The 20,804-nt window shown below is 49.5% G+C and carries 20 protein-coding genes, 1 pseudogene and 1 riboswitch; of the genes and pseudogenes, 14 read left to right on the top strand and 7 right to left on the bottom strand.

Annotation, left to right across the window (positions count from 1 at the left end; genetic code table 11):
- Positions 1 to 23 precede the first annotated feature (23 nt).
- From O9H32_RS15980 to O9H32_RS15950, 7 genes are all read left to right on the top strand, one after another.
- Complete coding sequence (locus tag O9H32_RS15980; RefSeq protein WP_269867114.1) at positions 24 to 1,799, top strand: sensor histidine kinase; 1,776 nt, start codon at positions 24 to 26, stop codon at positions 1,797 to 1,799.
- Complete coding sequence (locus O9H32_RS15975; protein WP_269867113.1) at positions 1,774 to 3,435, top strand: response regulator transcription factor; 1,662 nt, start codon at positions 1,774 to 1,776, stop codon at positions 3,433 to 3,435. Before O9H32_RS15980 ends, O9H32_RS15975 begins: the two co-directional genes overlap by 26 nt.
- Positions 3,436 to 3,573: 138 nt before the next feature.
- On the top strand, positions 3,574 to 5,232 hold the full coding sequence (locus O9H32_RS15970) for an extracellular solute-binding protein (protein ID WP_269867112.1): 1,659 nt from the start codon (positions 3,574 to 3,576) through the stop codon (positions 5,230 to 5,232).
- A gap of 415 nt (positions 5,233 to 5,647) precedes the next feature.
- On the top strand, positions 5,648 to 6,115 hold the full coding sequence (locus O9H32_RS15965; RefSeq protein WP_269867111.1) for a hypothetical protein: 468 nt from the start codon (positions 5,648 to 5,650) through the stop codon (positions 6,113 to 6,115).
- 64 nt (positions 6,116 to 6,179) lie between these two features.
- Positions 6,180 to 6,407 carry a hypothetical protein gene (locus O9H32_RS15960; RefSeq protein ID WP_269867110.1) on the top strand — a complete coding sequence of 76 codons (228 nt, stop codon included), beginning with the start codon at positions 6,180 to 6,182 and terminating at the stop codon, positions 6,405 to 6,407.
- 386 nt (positions 6,408 to 6,793) lie between these two features.
- Complete coding sequence (locus O9H32_RS15955) at positions 6,794 to 7,696, top strand: hypothetical protein (RefSeq protein ID WP_269867109.1); 903 nt, start codon at positions 6,794 to 6,796, stop codon at positions 7,694 to 7,696.
- A gap of 179 nt (positions 7,697 to 7,875) precedes the next feature.
- Entirely contained in the window at positions 7,876 to 8,562 is a 687-nt protein-coding gene (locus O9H32_RS15950; protein WP_269867108.1) for a DUF2711 family protein, read from the top strand.
- A 369-nt stretch (positions 8,563 to 8,931) separates the two neighbouring features.
- On the opposite strand, the pseudogene O9H32_RS15945 reads toward O9H32_RS15950, so the two are convergent.
- Together O9H32_RS15945 and O9H32_RS15940 are read right to left on the bottom strand one after the other, a co-directional pair.
- Positions 8,932 to 10,196: pseudogene (locus O9H32_RS15945) on the bottom strand (IS110 family transposase).
- Between the two features lie 238 nt (positions 10,197 to 10,434).
- Positions 10,435 to 11,581, bottom strand: a protein-coding gene (locus tag O9H32_RS15940) for an IS3 family transposase (protein WP_455072783.1) whose coding sequence is annotated in 2 segments (ribosomal slippage) — positions 10,435 to 11,311 and positions 11,310 to 11,581 — 1,149 coding nt in all. Because the reading frame shifts where the segments join, the coding sequence is not laid out codon by codon here.
- Positions 11,582 to 11,731: 150 nt separating this feature from the next.
- Positions 11,732 to 11,812, top strand: a riboswitch (ZMP/ZTP riboswitch).
- Between the two features lie 140 nt (positions 11,813 to 11,952).
- Here O9H32_RS15940 and O9H32_RS15935 point away from each other — a divergent pair.
- Positions 11,953 to 12,279, top strand: coding sequence for an NIPSNAP family protein (locus O9H32_RS15935; RefSeq protein WP_269867106.1), 327 nt, complete (start codon positions 11,953 to 11,955; stop codon positions 12,277 to 12,279).
- Between the two features lie 240 nt (positions 12,280 to 12,519).
- Here O9H32_RS15935 and O9H32_RS15930 read toward each other — a convergent pair whose 3' ends face one another.
- Positions 12,520 to 13,404, bottom strand: coding sequence for an SDR family oxidoreductase (locus tag O9H32_RS15930; protein ID WP_269867105.1), 885 nt, complete (start codon positions 13,402 to 13,404; stop codon positions 12,520 to 12,522).
- Positions 13,405 to 13,507: 103 nt separating this feature from the next.
- Here O9H32_RS15930 and O9H32_RS15925 point away from each other — a divergent pair, with 103 nt between their 5' ends.
- A complete protein-coding gene (locus O9H32_RS15925; protein ID WP_269867104.1) occupies positions 13,508 to 13,915 on the top strand; it encodes a MerR family transcriptional regulator in 408 nt (135 codons plus the stop codon).
- 264 nt (positions 13,916 to 14,179) lie between these two features.
- Here the strand turns inward: O9H32_RS15925 and O9H32_RS15920 are convergent, their stop codons facing one another.
- Together O9H32_RS15920 and O9H32_RS15915 are read right to left on the bottom strand one after the other, a co-directional pair.
- Positions 14,180 to 14,569: a DUF6223 family protein gene (locus tag O9H32_RS15920; RefSeq protein ID WP_269867103.1), complete on the bottom strand. Its 390-nt coding sequence runs from the start codon at positions 14,567 to 14,569 to the stop codon at positions 14,180 to 14,182.
- An 88-nt stretch (positions 14,570 to 14,657) separates the two neighbouring features.
- Positions 14,658 to 15,050 carry a DUF6223 family protein gene (locus O9H32_RS15915; RefSeq protein ID WP_269867102.1) on the bottom strand — a complete coding sequence of 131 codons (393 nt, stop codon included), beginning with the start codon at positions 15,048 to 15,050 and terminating at the stop codon, positions 14,658 to 14,660.
- Positions 15,051 to 15,221: 171 nt separating this feature from the next.
- On the opposite strand from O9H32_RS15915, the gene O9H32_RS15910 reads away from it, so the two are divergent.
- From O9H32_RS15910 to O9H32_RS15895, 4 genes are all read left to right on the top strand, one after another.
- Positions 15,222 to 15,908, top strand: a complete 687-nt coding sequence (locus tag O9H32_RS15910; RefSeq protein ID WP_269867101.1) for a response regulator transcription factor — start codon at positions 15,222 to 15,224, stop codon at positions 15,906 to 15,908.
- Entirely contained in the window at positions 15,905 to 17,050 is a 1,146-nt protein-coding gene (locus O9H32_RS15905; protein WP_269867100.1) for a sensor histidine kinase, read from the top strand. Before O9H32_RS15910 ends, O9H32_RS15905 begins: the two co-directional genes overlap by 4 nt.
- Before the next feature lie 56 nt (positions 17,051 to 17,106).
- Positions 17,107 to 17,505, top strand: a complete 399-nt coding sequence (locus tag O9H32_RS15900; RefSeq protein WP_269867099.1) for an RrF2 family transcriptional regulator — start codon at positions 17,107 to 17,109, stop codon at positions 17,503 to 17,505.
- Between the two features lie 220 nt (positions 17,506 to 17,725).
- A complete protein-coding gene (locus O9H32_RS15895; protein WP_269867098.1) occupies positions 17,726 to 18,664 on the top strand; it encodes an NAD(P)/FAD-dependent oxidoreductase in 939 nt (312 codons plus the stop codon).
- A 119-nt stretch (positions 18,665 to 18,783) separates the two neighbouring features.
- Here the strand turns inward: O9H32_RS15895 and O9H32_RS15890 are convergent, their stop codons facing one another.
- Positions 18,784 to 19,131, bottom strand: coding sequence for a hypothetical protein (locus O9H32_RS15890; protein ID WP_269867097.1), 348 nt, complete (start codon positions 19,129 to 19,131; stop codon positions 18,784 to 18,786).
- Between the two features lie 178 nt (positions 19,132 to 19,309).
- On the bottom strand, positions 19,310 to 19,714 hold the full coding sequence (locus O9H32_RS15885; RefSeq protein WP_269867096.1) for a VOC family protein: 405 nt from the start codon (positions 19,712 to 19,714) through the stop codon (positions 19,310 to 19,312).
- Positions 19,715 to 19,962: 248 nt separating this feature from the next.
- Here O9H32_RS15885 and O9H32_RS15880 point away from each other — a divergent pair, with 248 nt between their 5' ends.
- Entirely contained in the window at positions 19,963 to 20,781 is an 819-nt protein-coding gene (locus O9H32_RS15880; RefSeq protein ID WP_269867095.1) for a stalk domain-containing protein, read from the top strand.
- The last annotated feature ends 23 nt before the right edge of the window (positions 20,782 to 20,804 follow it).

Genomic DNA, 20,804 nt, shown 5'->3' with positions numbered 1-20,804 from the left:
TTTTCGTACAGGGAGAGGGTTACATGGGTTTTGTGAAGCGCTTTACCCATATCTGGGGCACCCGGTCGATCGTAGGCAAACTCATGGGAGCGTTCCTGCTCGTCGTGCTGCCCCTGTGCATCTGCTCCATAGGGATCACCTATAACAGCTCGAAGCAGATGCAGCAGGAGATCGAGCGGGCCAACGAATCCAAGCTTCATTTTTATTACAGCCACCTGGAATTCGAGCTGAGCCGGATTACGGCGCTCGTGACCGAATACGCTTTCGACGAGACGTTGTCGACCTTCTCTACCCGGATTCCGATTATGAGCCCCTACGAGAAGATGGCCAATCTCAACTTGATCCACTTGAAACTGAAGCAGATCCGGGAGACGAGTCCTTATATCGGGGATGTCGTGTACTATGTGCCGGGCATCAGCAAGAAAGTCAGCGCCCAGGACGGCATCGCGGACGTGCCCGCTGAGGAGTGGCAGGGGCTCGTCTACAGCATGGGGAACCTGAAGGGTGCCCTCTCCAAGTACAAGGACGACCTGTATATGCTGCGGAGCAATCCGTTCAATATCGACCGGGCGACGCCTCCCGACTTCCTGCTAGGCGTGCGCCTGTCCTCACCGGAGCTCCAGAAGAGGCTGAAGGAATTCGCCGTGTCCGGGGAGAGCGACATTACGCTGATCTTCGGCGAGGGAGACGATTATATCGTATCTTCTTCCGAAGAGCCCCGGAGTCTCGGACTGGAGGCGTCGCAGGGCGCGGAGCCGAATGTGAAAGTGCGGCAGCAGCGGACCTCCGATTATTTCTACTATACGATCTTCGATTACGAGAACCACTTCCGGCTGACCGCCAGCATTCCGAACGCGGTGGTCTTGAAGCCGATTCAAGTGTATTCGCTGTGGCTGCTGCTGCTTACGGCCGGGTCGGTGGTTATCGTGATAGTGTACTCCCTATGGACCTACCGGACCCTTCACCGCCCGCTGAGCGTGCTCGTCAGAGGTTTCAAGAAGGCGGAGCAGGGGGACACGACCGTCAAGCTCACCCATGCGAGAGAGGATGAGTTCGGGTACTTGTATTCCCGGTTCAACGAGATGATGGAGCATCTGCACACGCTCATCGAAGAGAACTACGTCCAGCGTCTGCGTACGAGCGAGGCGGAGCTGAAGCATCTGCAATCGCAGATCACGCCGCATTTTCTGTATAACAGCCTGTTCAGCATCAAGCAGATGGCCGAGCTCGAGAATGTCGAATTGATCAAAGAGTTCTCGGATTACCTCGGCCGGTATTTCCGGTACATGACCCGTGACGCATCGCAGGAGGTATCGCTCGGCCAGGAGCTCGACCATGCCTTGGTGTACCTCGCCATCCAGCAGATCCGCTTCGGCTCGCGGCTGCGTTCGGAGGTGGAGGAGCTGCCTTCCGCCTACCGTAACATCCGGGTGCCCCGTGTACTGCTCCAGCCGCTCATCGAGAATGTGTTCGAGCACGGACTGCAGCAGAAGCACAGCGGCGGATTGCTGAGGCTGACGTATGCCCGTACCGCGGAAGGGCTGCTGCTGTCGGTGGAGGACAACGGCGGGGGGCTCAGTGGCGATACGCTGGAACTTCTGCAGCAGCGGCTAGGTGGAACCGGACCGAAGCACGGGGAGATGACCGGCCTCCTCAACGTGAACGAACGCCTGCGCATCAAATTCGGCGGGGCGTACGGCCTGCAGGCCGACCGCAGCCCGCTCGGCGGACTGCGCGTAAGTGTATTGATTCCGGCGGAAGGGGAGGAGAGTCATGCGCCGTATGTTGATTGTGGATGACGAACCGCTGATAGCCGATGGACTGGAAGCCTACTTCCAGAAGGCGGCTTTCGATGACCTGGAGATCATCAAGGTGTATTCCGCCACTGGGGCCATCGATTGGCTCAATATCGTCAAGATCGATATGGTGCTCAGCGATATTTGTATGCCGGGGATGGGCGGCATGGAGCTGATCGGGGAGATTATGGACCGCTGGCCCCGCTGCAAGGTGATCCTGCTCACGGGGCACAACGAGTTTGATTACGCCCACCAGGCCATCCGGAATCCCTGCGTAGTGGACTACCTGTTGAAGACCGAAGGGATGGACCGTATCCGCTCGGCCGTGGAGGACACGCTGAAGCGGATCGCGGCGGAGCACGATTTCCATACCCAGGCCCAGTGGTTCCGCGACAAGCTGCCGAAGGCGCTGCCCCAGCTGCAGCGGCAGCTGCTCTGGGGTATCGCCAGGCGCAGCGGAGGGAGGGATCTCCTCTCGCTGCAGGACGAGTTCGAAGCGGTACACCTGCCATACCGGGCGGAGCTCGGGGTGCTGCCCCTCATCCTGCGGATCGAAGAGTGGCGGAATTACGAGAGTGATTCCGACCGGGGCCTCATCCGGTATGCCGCCGCCAATATCGCCGAAGAACTGCTCGGCGACAAGTCGGAAGGAAAGGCATTCGAGCTCGACCGCCAGACAGTGGCCATCTTCCTGCAGCCAGAGGCAGGGCTCCTGAACAGGGTGGGAAGGGAGGAGGGCTGGACACGTACCGTCCGCTTCGTGCACGGGACGATGGAGTCGGTCCAGCAGGCTTGCGGGGAGTGTCTGCAGCTGTCCGTGTCGGTCGCTGCAAGCGAGGGAGCGGTAGGCTGGCAGGAGCTTCACGGGGCGCTGAGCCGGCTCTCTCTCGCTGCGGCCGGCAGCCCGGGGCTCGGCATGGAGAAGCTGGTGCGCGTGGATGTGACGTCCATCTCTACGGCGCCTCCCCGCAGCCAGGCCTCCCATGCCATGTCGGAGCACTTGCTCGACCATCTGAAGGCGCAGCTGCTCCAAGGCCAGGAGGACTGGGCGGCCACGTTCCGCAGGTGGGCGGAGGCGGCGGGAGCTGAGGGGCCGCAAGACCCCTATCTCAAGCTGCGGCTTCTGTCCGGGCTTGGCGAGTGCCTGCTGCAGACCCTCCAGGAGCTCGGGCTCTCCCCGGAAGACTATGCGGAGACGGACTTGTCGGGAATGCTCCGCTTCGATATCCATACCCGCTGGCCGGAGGTGCTCTCCTTCTACGAAAGTGCCTTCCGGAGTCTGGTGACGAGGCGCAGCGATACGTACAAGAGCAGCGAGGTGCAGATTCTCTCCGCGATTCATCACTATATCAGGGGGCATCTCAAGGACGATTTGTCGCTGACGCGCATTGCGCAGGAGGTGTCGCTGAACCCGTCCTACTTGTCCCGCTGGTACAAGAAGGTGACTGGCAAGGGGCTCTCCGATTACATTCTGGAGCGGAAGATCGAGCGGAGCAAGGAGCTGCTGCTTGGTTCATCCTGCAAAATGTACGATATCTCGGAGGAGGTCGGCTTCAGCGACCAGCATTATTTCTTCCGCTTCTTCAAGAAAGCCGTCGGCTGCACGCCGCAGGAATTCCGGGACGGCAGGAAGGGCTGACGGATGGAACCGCGGCAGGATTGCAGGTCCCCTGGGATAAAGGTAAAGAGAAGATACCTGAGGTAAACGACTGCCACTCGAAGTGCCGGCGCTTTCTTCATACAATAAACTTAAGACATCACACAGGAGGTTCCATGCATGAGAGAGAATGGCAGAAGGCTGAAATGGCTGGCACTGGGGATGGCGCTGCCCCTGGCGGTGACGGCGTGCTCTTCCGGCGGCGGGGAGCAGGCTGGACAGGAAGCGGCAGGCAAAGGGACTGAGGCTGCTGCGGCTGCCAAGCAGGGAGGGCCCTTGACCAAGTACGATCCGCCGATTACGATCCGCTCCACCATGAACGAGACGGGGAAAGATACGCTGGCCCAGGGCGATACGCACGCGAACAACGTCTGGACGCGCGGTTACGAAGCGGAGCTCGGCATCAAGGTGAAGTACGACTGGATTGTCAGCGAAGCGAACTACAACGACAAGATGAACGTGACGCTCGCCAGCGGGGATCTGCCCGATCTCCTCAAGGTCACTCCGGTGCAGTTCGAGCAGCTTCAGCAGGCGGGAATGCTGGAGGACTTGACCGAAGTGTACAAGACGTACGCGTCCGATCTCGTGAAGGAATTCTACGGGGCGGAGAACGGCGCGGCTTTGAAACCGGTTACGAAGGACGGCAAAATCTACGCGATGGTGAGCTACCCGGGTGCGCTCGATTCCTCGGATATGATCTGGATCAGACAGGATTGGCTGGACAAGCTGGGACTCGGCGCGCCCAAGTCGATGCAGGACGTGATCCAGATCGCCGAAGCGTTCACGACTAACGACCCGGACGGCAATGGCCAGAAGGATACATACGGAATTCAGCTGAACAAAGATCTGCCGATTAACGGCTTCCTGCTCGGCTATCATGCTTACCTCGAGACGTGGATCAAGGACGGCGGCGGCCAGCTCGTGAACGGCACGGTACAGCCCGAGGTGAAGAAGGGGCTGGCCGAGCTGCAGCGGCTGTACAAGGCCGGCGCGATCGATCCGGAATTCGGTGTGAAGGACTTCGCGAAGTCGATGGAGGCGATTAATGCCGGCAAAGCCGGGATGTTCTTCCTGCCGCAATGGGCGCCGTTCCCCGTCAAGGAAATGATCAAGAAGGACAAGAACGTGAACTGGGTGCCGTATCCGGTACAGTCGATCGACGACAAGCCGGCGAAGACGCAGAACCACCAGACGCTCGCAGGCGTCTTCGCGGTACGCAAAGGCTACGAGCATCCGGAGGCACTGATCAAGCTGCTGAACTTCCAGGCGGAGAAGATGTTCGGAGAGTCGGCCCAGGCCGAGCGCGCGGGCTATCTCAACGGGATGACCGGTACGGGCTGGCAGAACGCCGTCGTATCCAACCTGCCCGCCAACAAGAACGTGAAGGCGATGGAGGAAGTGGTCCAGGCGCTCGAAACCGGGGATACGTCGAAGCTCGGACTGGAAGCGAAGCTGTTCTATGACGATATCCAGGCTTACCGCAAGGGGGATCTCGACAAATGGCATATGGAGCGGATCTTCGGACCGCTGAGTTCCCAATCGGTTATCAAGCATTACCGCGATAAGAACCTCGTCGTGATGAACGAGTTCATCTATGCGCCGACGAAGACGATGAGCAGCAAGCAAGCGACGCTCGACAAGCTGAGAGCCGAGACGTTCTTGAAGATTATTTACGGCGACCTGCCGGTGGACGACTTCGACAAGTTCGTCGAGAACTGGAAGAAGCTCGGCGGGGATCAGATTACGGCGGAGGTCAACAAGACCGTCGGAGGGAAGTAACGGAAGCTTAAGGGTCAGCAGAGGGCCGGTCTGTGCGTGGAAGTGTCCACGCAGGGGCCGGTTCTCTTTGTGTGCGTGGCGTCTGGGGAGGGGGAGAAAGTGAAGCGGAGCACGAAGCCGGGGCGGGGCATCTGCAGTCGTCGTTTCCCTGCGGAGGCTCTGCCGTATAGACAGCTCTGGCTTCCCGATCAGCTTGGGCAGCACGAACAACCGGTGCCCGCCACCGCGGGGGCGGAGCACCGGTTGGGTATAAAGGTGTTGTTCATTGAAAATAAAGTTCTAAACTGAAAAACAAAGTATTAGACCGAAAAAATAAAGTTGTAGACTGGCCGCAGACTTAAGCTATAGGGCAGGATAATAGAGTGAATCGTGATAGAATATAGATGAAGTAACATGCTCAAATGAGGTGTTGATCGTGAGATTGGTGAATAAAATTGAAGTAGCCTTGATGAAGAGCGAATACTGCAAAGTTGAGCATCACAATATCGTAATAGACGATACTGCTTTGGATCTATTGCTTAATAGTTACTATCCATCAAATCATCTTTTAGGTATGATTCCAACAATTATTGACTGGATAGATAACCCGAGAGAGAAGGAATTGATTAAAGAGAGGTTCAATTCAACAGATAGTGAGTCTGTCTTGCCAATTATGATGTGTCCCGATGAGTGCGATTTATGGTGTACTGTAATTGTTGCGGAAGTCATTAAAGCAGATGGTTATATTACTTGGAAGCATATTGGAATCGATAAGAGTACAAGAGAAGATCTACTTCAGGGATATGACAGTTTGGGAACAAAAGTTGATTGGCTTGATAAGATTCCTCCAATGATTTTTGAGGAATCGCAATATACTGCTCAGCTAAGCCAAATATACTTTTAAAGCTAAACGGGGAACGATAGCACAACACCAGGGAGCAGATCGCCGCGGGCAGCCGCTGCCGTGGATGCCGCTGCTCGGCGGCGACCTGTGGGCGGGCGGCTGGACGATCCTTACACATTTGACTTTGGGTAAAACAAAATGGGGCATGAATGAAATAGAAATTATAGAAATGAAATTGGCTGCGAGAGAAGCATTATCTCCTTTTCCAAGCTTCGATGTAACATTCGTGCGGGTACTTGATATCATAAAAAACACACCTTTTGAAGATATCAAACTTGCCATGTTGTTCTAATCAGTTCATTGAACTAAACTGGAGACGATAGCGCAATAAGCAATATAACGAAGTTTAAGGGAAAAATGGAATTTTAGTTTTACATTCGTTTAGGTCAACTTTGAGCAAATTTAGATTACGCTAACGTAAGAAAGAACGTAAGTTCCATCAAGCAATCCTGGACGAAGCTGCCGGCACTCGGCAGCTTCACGATCAGTTTCTATGATGTCGATTGAGGTGGATGTAATTTTTTTTCAGCAATCATGATTAAGCTATAGGCGAACGATAGCACAACAACCAGAGAGCAGATCGCCGCGCGGCAGCTGCTTCTTCTTCATTGAAGTAATCGGGCAGAATAACAGAATCAAATCTGGGGAATGTTACCTCTAAAAACTAGAGGTGTAAAAATGAAATTGAAATTATTTCTGTTATTATTGTTCCTCGCAGGTTGCTCTCAGTTAGAAAAAATTCAGATTGAAGATATAAAGCACGGCGGAATTTACTATGAAAGAGACAAGTTGATAAAATACGGTATAACAGATATTCGCATTGATGATAAAGTTCATCTTTACGTTCCGAAAATTAAACCTGATACAAGAAAAAGAATTGAAATAGGGTTGATTGAAATATTTGGTAAGAAGTTCGATTTTGAGCTTCATGAGGATGGGAGCAAACCTCCGGCCAGTTTATTTGAACACAATAATGCCTGTCTTGAAAAACAAGAAATTGCTCGTCTGAATGATGCTAATGTTACGGTGTATGCATGTTTGGAGGTCGATGGATACTATCAGGGTATTTGGGTTAAATCAGAAAATAAGGAGGACTATTATAAATGGATAAATACTACGAATAAGGCATTTGCCCCAGTGATTCATTCCGTTGACCTAAACAATGATGGCGTCCAAGAGCTGATCATTGTGTTGACTAAGGAACATGGCACGGGACTTGCCATTCGAGAAGCACACATATTAAATCCTAAGGAATTGAGTGAAATTACCTTGGTCGATTCAGTATCGGTCTTGAAACAAAGAATTGCATCGTCAATAAATGCCGATGGTGTGCAGGTTACTGCAGACGGGAAGATACATCAGATTTCCGCGAAACAAATTGGAATAGAGAAAGAGAAGTGGTTCGATCATTTATATTTCGGAAACGTTATTAGATTTGAAATAACTGATAACGTACTAATATCTCGAGTACTAGGAGAGATTTCACCATCAGGGTTTATAGGAGAGGCGGTCATTTACTACAAATTTCAGGACAATCAGTATATTCCTCGATCTGTTGAATTCAGTCCATCCTCCATATAACGCGATAAGATCTCAACTTAAACGTATCCCGTTGGCTTGGGTCAAACAATAGCTAAATCAAAACATGACGGCAGCCGGCCAAAAAGAACGGCTGCCGTTGTTGCGCTAACGTGCAGAATTAATTGAATGATATAGTGTGGTTAGTGTTAGCCGCTGCTGATCGTTCCAAGGAGGTCTACATGGATTACTTATGGTTTAATTACGAAAAGCCAATTTTAGAGCAGCTGCCCCATCCATTCACAAAAGCGGCGATATTGTTTAATCCCTTTATTCAAATGACAAGAGGTTGGACAAATGTAAAGCGAAAGAGCGACTTTGAGCATGTTTATCCCTCATTAGAGGAGTCATTACAACTCGGTAGGCCTAAACCATGGAAAGAAGTAATGTTGGAAACAGGGATAAAATCCTATGAAGAACTTGCTGTTGCTTTGAAGACATCAATTTCTGCATTAAAGCCAGAGTCTGCTGGTCCAGACTTAGCGGAGTTGTTAAATAATAACTTATCCAAAGACCTTTATTATCCCCGCGAAGATAGAATTTCGGAATTTTTTATATCGGACATTCTCGACGTATTGGGCTCTAACGGAGCCGAGTCTTTAATGCATTCTGATCCGATTTTCGATCAGTCTGGTCAACTAGGAATCAAAAATGTGACCAACTTACAATTTTGCGAGTTGGCACCTTCCGAGTTAGTTGTAACGGACGAAAGAAGGGATTATGCATTTTTAAGTGTTTATGACTCATTCATTACCGTATTCCTCTCCAGAGAAGAGAATATTGCAAGAATCATTAAAGATAAGAAATGGGAAGCAGTAATTTGCGAGCCAGAAACATACATTAGTTGGTATTACGGCAAAATCAATTAAGCTCCCTCGAAATGATTCAAAAATCTCACTCAAGCTCATGAATTCGCAGGATTACAACTTAGCTAGTTGTTCAAAAGAATGATACGTATGGAGCCGGTAGCCTGGAAAAGTCATAAAAGGGCATGCAGGAACAAAGGTGAAGTAGGTATCACCCAAATCATTCCATATCCTGCACGTCTCCATGCTGCCCCCAGCGATTTTCACTCCCACGTCTCAACGGGTCAAAGCCCTTTCATTCCTTCGTCATATCTAGCCAAGGGGTGGAGGTCGGTTTTTCTATCTGAATGGGTCCGAGCCCTTTTGCGTAACGCATCCCGATACTCCGTGCTTCTTTATCCTGCGAATACATCAACCGGTGAGAAGCGCGATTTAAGCAGCTTGTGGAAATACTTTGGCGGAGCTGTAAGCTTCGCTGCTTTTAGCCAGGCCAACAAGCATTCTTGCTACCTTGCCGCACAATTTCATAATGGATTTCATTTTCTTCAGCTTCTTTTCTCGAACATAGTGTTGGTGCAGGGCCTTTACATCCGGATTGGTCATCACCATACACATCGTCATGAGATAAAGGAAGCGCCGAAGTCGAGGGCGGCCGCGTTTACTGAGTACCATTTTTCCTTTCCATTTCCCTGAACTGGCTTCTGCCAGGTTCAGACCTGCATGACGGAGAAGGGCGTTACCATGAGCAAATCCGCTTAGATCGCCGGCTTCACCGAGCACGCCGCTAAACTGGTTGCATTCACTCCTCGAATCGTAAGCAGCTTACTGGCATAGGGGATTCGTCCAAGTACGAGCCTCAGTTCATTCTCTATTAACTCAAGCTGGCGGGTTGCCAAGTCGTATTCTTCAAGCAGCTGACCCAGGTGGAGCTTGTAAGCATGCAGGGCTTGCATAGCACCAACGCTGCGCTTTGCCAAGGCAATTAGCTGCTCAGCCCGTCGTAAACCTGCATGACGCTTCACATACTGCTTCCAACCGGCAATTACTTGCTCAGGAGTTAGCTTACAAATATCCTTTGGTAGAGGAAACAGCCTCAAGGTGGCAATAGCACTAATGCAGGTAAGGACTTTGAAGACCTGTCGAAGCTCAGGAAAAACAATATCCACCCAGCGATGCAGCTGGTTCACGGCACTGTTTAGTCTTTTCGTGACCGTATCCCGGTTGGCCATGAGGATCCGCAGCTCTTCGTATGCCTCAGTGTTAAACCGTACAGGCGAATAGTAGCCGTTTTTAACCATGTCGGCGATGACAAGAGCATCCTTGCGGTCGCTTTTGGATGGTGTATTGTCGCGGTTTTCCTTGTTCTTTTTGACAAGATGGGGATTGACGAGAACGGCTTCAATACCTTTAGCTTGAAGACACCGGGCCAGACTCAACCAGTAATGACCTGTGGGTTCCATACCGACAATGACCTTGTTCAGCTTGTAGGACGTGAGCAGATCTTGAATCCAGCGGCCGAAGAGACGAAAACCTTCGTCGTGATTACCAAAGTCGATTGGAGCTCCAAGTGCAATGCCACGGTAGCTGACTGCACGAGCTACATGGGTTTCTTGGGCAATATCTACGCCAACGACAAGGTGTGTAGAGGTAATGTTTTCAATGAGTTGATTTTGTTTGTCTTGAGCTTTAAACTTCATAGTAGAGCGTCCTCCTGGATGATGGGTTTGAGGCAATGACCTCGTGTGCAACCCCATCGTACCGAGACGCTTGTTTTTTTGCAAAGACGAAATTATTCGTTTTACAGGAATTCTATCTGAGAACGATAGCACAACATCAGGGAGCAAATCGCCGCGCGGCAACTTGTAATGCTCCCCATTGTCAAGACACGAATTATTGAGGAATAAGTTATGTCCTCCCATCTCGTAGTCTATTGAATTAGGATGCGATCTGCTCTATCTTGTGCGTGTAGTGTTGGTCGGGCTTAGCTCCATCAAGAGACTGGTGAGGGCGCTCTTCATTGTAAAATTGGACATAGCGAGCTATCCCTTTGCGCAGCGCACGAGGGTTTTCAAATTCATTCAGGAAGATACATTCATACTTGAGCGATCGGAAGTAACGCTCCGTGCGGCTGTTGTCCGTTGCCCGGCCTTTGCCGTCCATCGAGACCTTTACCTCTTCTTTTTCTAACAGCTCCAAATAGTCCGCGTTGGTAAAGTGAGAGCTCTGGTCACTATTCATGATCTCAGGCTTACAGCGCTTGAATGCACGTTTTAAGCACGTCATTACAAAGCCCTTCTCCAGCGTACTGGACAGCTCATAATCGATCACCTTGCGGCTATACCAATCGATGATGGTAAACAAGTACATAAAGCCCTTGCCCATTCGAATATAGGTGATATCGATTCCCCAAACGTGATTGGGCCTGTCAATCGTTAAGCCGCGGAGCAGATAGGGACGTGTATACTTGGCATGGAGGCGTTTGCTTAAGTTCGGCTTTGGATAGATCGCCTCCAGCCCCATCAGCTGCATCAAGCGGCGTACGCGCTTACGGTTGATCTCAAAGCCTTGATCCCGAAGCACATTTGTCATACGCCGGTAACCGAAATAAGGGTGCTTCATATACAGTTCATCGATTCGGTGCATGAGCTGCACATTCTCTTCGCTTTCCCGTTGCTCCTTACCTGAACGGTATACACTTGTACGGTTCACGCTGAGCAGGTCTGCCTGACGCTTGATGGTAATCTCGGAACAGTCACGCTCCACCATGGCTTTACGGGCTTCCAGCGATTCATTTGAGACCAGATTTTTTTTTGAGCCAATCGACCTCAACCGTAAGTTGAGCGACCAGCTTTTCCAGATGCTCTTGTTTGCTCTCATATTCCTTTTTCAGTTTTTCAGCTTCTTGGGTTTTCTTCTCGAATACCGTGGAAGCACGCTCGAGGAACTCCGCCTTCCACCGGCTAATCATGACCGGACTCAATTCGTACTTTGCTGCGATCTCGTTTACGGTCTGCTCCTCACGGAGGACCTCCAGGACAACCTTCGTCTTAAACTCTGAGGTATATCGGTTCCGTTTTTCCATAGCTTCATTATAACTTATTTTTCACTCTCCCGTGTCTCAACCTATGGGAGCATTATAACTGCTCCCTTCTCCATTAAAGTAACAACGGGCAGGATAACGAACATAACATCTTTACTTCAGTGAATATTCTAACTATAATCACAGTAAACATTTGGTATGTGTGACTGGCGTAAACGTGGAGACCCACGAGGGAGCACATATTGTCATATGCCGTACGCCTGGGCAGAGGTAAGGGAGAGGTATCTCTTACCTCTGTGTGTTTTAGAAGGTAAGCATGATGGTCCAGAGAGAATGCGCTCGATCTGATTTTTAAAAAGTCGAAATAGATGTGCGCTGGATTACCAATCAGATCCATTCAGGGAGGAAATAACATGCTATACGAGTTGCGAATCTATACGATTTACGAAGGTCGAATGGATGCCATTCAAGACAGATTTAAGGAGCATACGTTTAGTATTTTTACAAGACTGGGAATGAAGGTTGTGAATTTCTGGATAGATGCAACAGGCCAAAATAAACTATATTATGTGATGGAATTTAAGGATATGGCGCAGCGTCAAAGGCTATGGGAGCAGTTTAGGGAAGATATCGAATGGATTCAAGTGAAACGCAACTCGGAAGAAAACGGAGGGCTCATAATCGAAAAAATTGATGAATATTTTATGAATCAAGCTGAATTTTTCAGATTGGGAAATTGAACTATCGGAGTACGATAGCACAACACCAGGGAGCAGATCGCCGCGGGCAGCTGCTCCCTGGTTCGCGTTAAGCTAAAGCGTAGGATAGTTGTAAGGGAAGCATAAAATGGATAGTGGTAGTCCAAAGAATTCAAAAGCAGCTCTTCCGGAGGAGGTTTGCAGAAATTATACTGGAATAAGGTTAAGACGATTCCCCGGCAATTACCAGGAAATCGCCCTGTGTCACATTATTTTGGCTGTTCAGCCGTTGAAGTAGTGTCCTTCTTCGAGGTCCGGGATCAGCGTGGGCTGCACCGGCCGCCATCCCAGGCGTTCCCGTGTCAGCGCGCTCGACGTCGGATTGTCGGCCGACGCGGCGAAGGAAAGCCAACCGAAATGGGCGTCTGCCTCTTCGCGGGAAATGCTTACGACCGGCAGGTTCAGGTGGCGACCGATGATGCCGGCAATGTCGCGGAATGGCACACCCTCATCACCGACCCCGTGCAACCGTGACCCCGCCGGGGCGGCTTCCAACGCCAGCCGGAACAGGCGTGCCGCATCGAGGCGATGCACGGCCGGCCAGCGGTTGGACCCGTCTCCGATATAGGCAGAGACGCCCTTGTCGCGAGCCATGCCGATCAGCGCTGGGACGAAGCCATGATCGCCCGGACCGTGCACTGACGGTGCGAGTCGGACGACCGATGATCGCACCCCGCGCTTAGCTAGCGCGATCGCCGCCTCCTCGGAGCGACGCGGCGTAACCGGGATCGGATCGTCATCTTCCGTCCCGAGGCGTCCAGGCGTGAGCATGAGCGTCCCCGAGGTGACCACGAATGGTTTGTCGGAGCCCTCGAGCGCTGATCCGATCGCCTCGATGGCCTGTCTGTCGGTCTCGGCCGCGGCAGCAAAGTCCGAGAAGTCGTGAATGAAGGCCAGGTGAATGACGCCGTCCGCTGTTAGGGCGCCGCTGCGAAGGACGTCGAGGTCGTCGAGGGCGCCGCGGTGCACGTCGGCGCCGGCGGCCATCAAGGCTGCGGCGGCTGTGTCCGAGCGGGCAAGCCCGATAACCTGATGACCTGCCTCGATGAGATCGCGAACAACCGCAGATCCGATGAATCCAGTTGCTCCGGTAACAAAAACACGCATGATGAATTCCTCCCTAAATGAAAATCATAACTTACTTTTGCAATAATAAAGTATAGAGTGCACTCAATAGCAATATAGTTCGAATCAATGCTATAATAAAAATATGGAAAACAAATTTTCGAGCAAACAAGTTTCTGAAAAGACGGGATTAAGCATTCACACATTGCGATACTATGAGCAAATTGGGTTAGTTGACGGTATAGAGCGGGACGAAAATGGATATCGTCTGTATTCAGAGTCCGATATCGCATGGTTTCAAGTTTTAAGTTACTTTCGAGCGATGGGGATGCCCATTCGGGAGATGCAGCAGTTTATCGACTTGCATAATAGTGAGGTCTCTCAAATAACAGCACGACGAGAATTTATGGAAGCTTATCGCCGGAAAGTTATCGATCAAAAGAAGGAACTTGAAAAAACGCTGAAGAAAATCGATCTTAAAATCAATTTTTTCAAAAACCTGGAGGACTTAGATAAACTGCAAGAGGACAGAGCTCAAGGGCAGGATAATTAACGTGGTAGTAATCCTTTTAACTTATGATACGCTCCCACGCTCCCCTTATTTTTGCCAATACGGAGTTGAGGATTTTCTAAAGCTATTGTCTCAACGTAAGCGTCAAATAGCCCCAACCTTGGAATTAAGATGGGGGGCTATTTGACGCTTACCTGCGATTCCGGTGCCCATATAAGGCATCGAAACCAAAGCAAGCCAGTCGGGAACATCTGAATCCCGACTGGCTTGCTTCTTTACTTATTATACACCAGCACTATCTTCGGTTTAATTGATACGGCGGGAGCTGTACCAAGCCATTCCAGAGAGGACTGTCGAGATTATCGACAGTATGACGGCAAGGGCGGCACCGCCTCGACCGTTACCTGAACCAATATCACCAGGATTGTGACCCAAATGCGGCCCAGCGATGAAATAGGAAATCAATGCCAACACCACGGCCGCGAAGGTCCCAATTCGCCAATGACCTTTGCCGGAACGATCAGAGGCACGGGCCAAAGACCACCAACTGATGACCACACTGCCCAACCCCATTACCACGGTCACGATAATCTTGATTCGTGCGGAAGTAAAACCGTAGACCTGTTCAGCTGAGGCAATTGTTGGCACAAATAGAAGTGCAGAAAGGATTACGAATGAAACAAGTTTTATGTTCACGCTTATTCTCCTTTCACTGTCATTACAAAATCTTCTCTTGCGCCCTCCAAAAAGCACGTTCTCAAGAGAAACAGAGAAAATAGTCGAATTATTTGTTACGAAGTGAGCGGGTCCAAGTCATTCCAGCAAGCACCAAGCCGATCAGCCCAACCGCGATCGCTATGATCGCTCCAGCACGTCCGTTGCCCGTGTTGAAACCACCAGGGGTAACGGCAAGATGAAACGCAGAGAGTAGCACACAAAACAGACTCAACACGATGGACATAACGGGCCATTGACCAGTGGCAAAATGACTGATTGGACGGGCGAGAGCGATCCCAGCAACAACCGCGCTGCTTAGCCCAATCAACGCAGCCGCGAAAGTCAAGAGCCGCCCGGGGGTGATACTGCCATAAGCAACACCAGTACCTTCAGCAAAGGCAATCGTCGGCACAAGTAGAAAAACAGAAAGAGTTGCGAATGAAACGAGTTTAACTTTCATGATGAGTTCTCTCCTTTCACAACCAGTTTACACAACAAATGTCGAGAACTTATGCAGATCTTCCTCTCTTTGCATGGACTTATTTAAGAACCTACCAAATCACGGTATAATTTCGGTAAGCGATATAACTCTCGTTAATGGAATAAGACTAAAAGGAATGATGTGATGGGGATGGAGCCGAAATTGTTGCTTGTGGAAGACGAACCGGACATGTTGGAGGAGATGCAGACCTATTTGCAACGTGAAGGGTTCCGGGTATTGACCGCCTGCACCGGTAAGGAAGCACTTATGATTGCTCGGTCTGAACGGCCTGATCTCGTCGTACTTGATTGGATGCTCCCGGAGAAAAACGGAATCGACGTATGCCGCGAAATAAGGCAGACCTCGCATTGCGGCATTATTATGGTCACAGCACGATCGGATGAATCGGATAAAATCGTCGGTCTGGAAATCGGCGCGGACGATTATTTGACGAAGCCGTTCAGCTTGCGCGAACTCACTTCGCGCATTCGAGCTTTACTTCGCCGCTTACGCGGACCCGAAGACAGGACGATGTTCTTGGAAAGAGACAACTTGTTCATTTCCGAGGCCAAATGTCAGGTATTCAAAGACGGTCAGGAAATCCAATTGACACCTACCGAATTCAAAATTCTATTCACTCTGGCGGGTCGTCCCGGTATTGTCTTTAGCCGTTTGCAATTATTAAATGCTGCTTTGGATAATGAGTACATGGGATACGAAAGAACGATGGATTCCCATATCCGGAATCTTCGCCGCAAACTGGGAGACGATCCTGCCAATCCTCAATATATCCAAACGGTATATGGCTTCGGGTACCGATTCGGTGAACGTTCATGAAGATGACGGTCCGCATGAAAATATTTGCCTATATGGGACTGCTCGTGCTTACTGTGAGTATCACTTTCTCCCTTACAACGCAAGTTTACACAGGCGGCTTGATCGATCAATTTCAAAAGGAACAAATCGATGCCAACTATTTGGGTGCCACGCCCGAAGAGCAAATCGAAATCTTTAAATCTTATTTCCTTGAAAATATGCGGTTGAGCGCACTGCTTAATGTCACACACGGCATGCGCTTGTTCTTTTTTGTTGCGATCGGGTTGTTCTTCAATTTTTGGATTTCGGGGGTGCTGACCCTCCCGCTCAAAAAGCTTATAGCCGCCATAGAGCGCGTGGCGCAGGGCGACCTGAACGTCAAAGTACCTGTAGACACGAAAGATGAGTATGGGAAAGTCGCCATAACGTTCAATGATATGACATTTCGTTTGCGTGAAGCCGAGGAAGCCCGCAGAAGATTGGTGGCTGATGTTGCTCACGAGCTTCGCACGCCGCTGTCCATTATGCAGCTAAAATTGGAAAATGCCCAACAGGCCGGCCAATACGTCTCTCCGGAAATGCTGCTCAGACTTCATGACGAAGTGATCCGCTTGAGCCTGTTGGTGGAAGATCTACATGTTCTATCATTGGCTGAGGCGGGCCGGTTAACATTGGATCGCAAACCGCTAGATCTGACGGCGAGACTTGAACAAATTGTGGATGATGTGAAAATGGAGGCGGAGGAGAACGGACTGGCAATCTGCCTCTCATCGAACACGAGGCCAGTGATAGTGATGGCTGATGCGAGACGGATCACGCAGGTATTTATCAATTTGTTGACCAATGCAATCCGGTATACGGCGGAAGGCGGAAAGATTTCGGTCGTAATTGAAGATAGTGTCATGGATCAGAACGCGGTCTATGCATGTGTCTCAATAATTGACACCGGCATCGGTATTCCAGCGGAAGAGCTTCCTCACCTGTTCGATCGTTTTTATCGTGTGGAAAAGGCCCGTTCGCGTCATACAGGCGGAACGGGGCTGGGATTATCCATCGTCCATCATTTTGTAAGAGCCCACGGCGGTTTCATCCGCGTTGCTAGTCAGCATGATGTAGGCACTATATTTACCGTTTATCTGCCTATAGGCAGTAAGAATACTTGACTTAGTGTATAAACATGGCTATTCTAGATACATCAAGTCGACGATGGAGGCGGCGAATGAAATATTCTCAAGCAACCGACTATGCGCTTCATGCGATGCTATATCTCGTTATGTCAGATTCCGATAAGCCTATAGGAGTTCAAATGCTTGCTGAGAAGCTAAGCGTGTCGCGAACTTATCTGTCTAAGATGATGGCACAACTCGTTAAAGCAGGATTAATTCAGTCTGTTTCTGGTGTACACGGCGGGTATCGTCTCAGACAGCGGGGGGAGGATATTTCCTTTCTTGATGTCATCCAAGCGATCGAAGGTACCGCTTCTTTGTTTGAATGCAGCTTGGATCACGGAAGCCAATGTCTGATTCAGCAGGTTGTGATCGACGCAGAACGTCAGATGGAGGATTATCTAAAGCATAAAAAAATAGCTGACTTAATCAAGTTAGCGAAGACGGAGTAAAATCCGTATTTTATGCCGTTTAATCGTGGACATAATTAGTCGATAATATCTATTTTATAATGACTACAAGAATGGGAAACCCAGATGATCATAGTGGAGTACGATGGATATTGATCATTGTCGTCCCTGTTAAGAACTCTAGGAGTTAACAAATCCGCCCTAATTATAGACATTAAAAGTCTATTAAGGTTCTAATTTTAAATGAGGGAGGTTTCTGAACATGAAGAAACATACGAATGAAACATATGATGTCGCAATTGTTGGCGGCGGCCCTGCAGGACTCAATGCCGCTTTGGTACTGGGGCGTTCACGTAGAAGCGTACTGGTGATTGATGAAGAATTGCCACGAAACCGAGTGACTCGAGAGTCTCATGGTTTTCTAACAAGGGATGGAATCACCCCCGCTGAGTTTCGCAGTATTGCAAAGGAGCAAATTTCAAAATACCCTTCGGTCATTTTTGAATCAGGTATTGTGAAGTCTGTGACTGGAAGTGACGAGGATTTCCATCTGCTTTTAGCGGGTCCTGGAGCCGCTGCCCGCAGTCGAAAAATCTTGTTTGCCACCGGCATGAAAGATGTGTTGCCGAATATTGAAGGACTTGTCGAGGTGTATGGAACCAGTGCATTTGTCTGTCCATTTTGTGACGGCTGGGAATTGCGTGACAAGCATATCTGTGTTATTGCCCCAAATGATTTGAATCTACATTTCGTGAAGATGATATCGGGTTGGACCAAATACGTTACACTACTCACCAACGGTTCACAGTTATTGTCCTCCGATCAACTCACAGACTTAGAGCTTCACGGTGTTCACGCCGTTCAAGATGAAATTAAACGGATTGAATCGATCCAAGGGTATGTGAACCTTATCACCTTCCGATCAAATGCACCGGTGAAATGTGAGGGAATTTTCTTTTCGCCCACTTTGATCCAGAGTACAACATTCCCAGAAAGACTGGGTTGCGAGTTATCCGATCATGGACCGGTTGTGAAAATTGTCACTGATCCGATGGGGCGGACGAATGTTCCAGGCGTCTACTCAGCAGGAGATGCAGCTGGAGCCCCATTTCAATTAATATCCGCCGCATCGAGTGTAGCAACAGCTGCTGCTGCGATACAACTTGATTTGTTGGACGTCGAGTGGAAAAGTGTTCAGTAACCTTACATTCGTTACACCAGTTGATTAACCTGACGAAGAACGATAGTTAAACCAATCAAGGAAGCAGTTTGCCCGAACGGAGGGGCAGAACTTTATCCGCTCTTACTCGTGAAACGGGGTCAGCTTCTTTGTTTTTTCTGTGAAATGTCCAGCAGCTTGAAGAAAGTGGGGACATAGAGAAGGAGTGAGATCACGAAAATCGCTGCTTTCATTCGGGACGGCACAACAGGAGAGAAGATCAGGACGTTCAATGCAGCTGCGAGTAAAATTTCAACAGCGGTGAATGGATGAGAGATCATGTCTTTGAACGTAACATAATTTCTTCTGAGCATCAGGAATAGCCCAATCACCAGACACACTACCGTTACCGCCGGATGGAATCGGTCTGTAACGATGTAAATCCACAGCGGGCCATATAGAAAAAAGTAAACGACCATTGACAGCCATGCCATTTTACTCCAATGCATGAATTCCCTCCATTTGAATTCGTTTGTTCAACTGATTCAGGGAGAGGCCAGAAGTTACCGTAGCAGGATTTTATTATTTCACCTGTCTACCGTAAGGGGAGCATATCACCATGGTGCTGCTCCCTGTTCATTTACATAACCGAGCAGGAGCTGAGGCCTCACCTACTTCAACCGTCCGTCAACGCCTATCGCTGAACCGTTTGATCGCTTCCTCGGTTACCGGCGCGAAGAGGTTAACCAGATTGCCGTCGGGGTCGCGAAACAGTACAGCACGGTTCCCCCACGGCATCGTGGTTGGTTCCTTTACCCACTCCTCGACAAACGGCTTCAAGCGCTCGTATTCGGCATCGACATCGTGGACGCGGAACTCGAGAATGACAGTGTGATTGTCGGCCGCCACTGCGGAACCAGCGCCGAACAGCTGCACCGTCTGGGAGTGGCCGATCGCCAGGGTGAACGATGACGCAACGAGTTCCGCAAAGACTGGCGCGGGGCGCTCCGCCGAAACACCCATGACTTTCTCATAGAACTCGACGAGACGGTCCACGTCGTCGGTAATGATGCGTACAGAAGCAAAATGCATTTATTACTCACTCCTCTATGTTTACATACACCGATTATAAAAAAACGCTACTGACAACGGTGTGTCAGTAGCGTTTAAACACTTTTTGGACTTACTCCCGAATTCGATTTTGGAATGCGACGGTACACGATATGGATGTTGCCGCGTTCCTCTCGACCCCATCACAGCGTTGGGGAAGTTAAGAACCTTTGATAAGCGCTAAGCGTCTAACTTTATATAACTTAATCATTCATAAGGAGAATAAAGTAATGACGTTAAGAAAAGGTCTGAAGGTGTTACTTTCAATTGTGGGGGCATGTGCAATTTTCACTGGTACTGCTTTAGCTAGTGATTCGATAGACTTGTTCATTAATGGTAAATCCTTAAATGATGGAGTGAAATTAGAAAATGGAAAAGTTGTTGCTCCAGTACGCTCGGTAGCCGAAGCTCTGGGTGGTCACGTTACCTGGGATAAAGAAACCAATTCAGTGAACATTCAAACAGAACTTAGGAAAGATGCGGTTGTGGATTGGATACGAAAGCAGGGCGAAGAAAAAAATGGTTATTATTTTGATGGTTTATCCTTTGAAAAAATGAATTTAGATGGGGATTCCGAACCAGAGGTTCTTGCACGAATTGATGGGGGAGTGCATCTTGGAAATTTCTTCATATTTGATAATCAATCCGATGGGTCATATAAATTATCCTTTGAGCAACCTTGGCATGTCGAATCTTGGAATATTGAAAGTATTGAAAATTTTCGTGCTGAGGGAATGAATCCATTGTACAAAATTGTAACTAGAACAGGTGGTACGGGGGTTGATGTTAGGGAAGTCCATTTAATGTATATGAGTGATACTGGGATATGGACTGAAGCTTGGAAAGGTACTCTTAAAGAACGCTCTGTATTCCAAGATAAATATCATGCTACTATGGGGAGTTATCAATTTAATGATGATGACGGGGAACTTTTCTACTGGCAAACTGAAATGGACGCATCCTTAGAAGATAACAAGCAAGTAGGGGATTCCAAAACCACTATGCAGGTTCTTGAATTTCGAGAAGGGCATTTTGTTGATAAGAATTAAATAATAATGGGTCGTTTATAAGA

The sequence above is a fragment of the Paenibacillus caseinilyticus genome, from assembly GCF_027533645.1.
Taxonomy (GTDB): Bacteria; Bacillota; Bacilli; order Paenibacillales; family NBRC-103111; genus Paenibacillus_G; species Paenibacillus_G caseinilyticus.
This window is presented reverse-complemented; position numbering and strand designations above follow the sequence as displayed.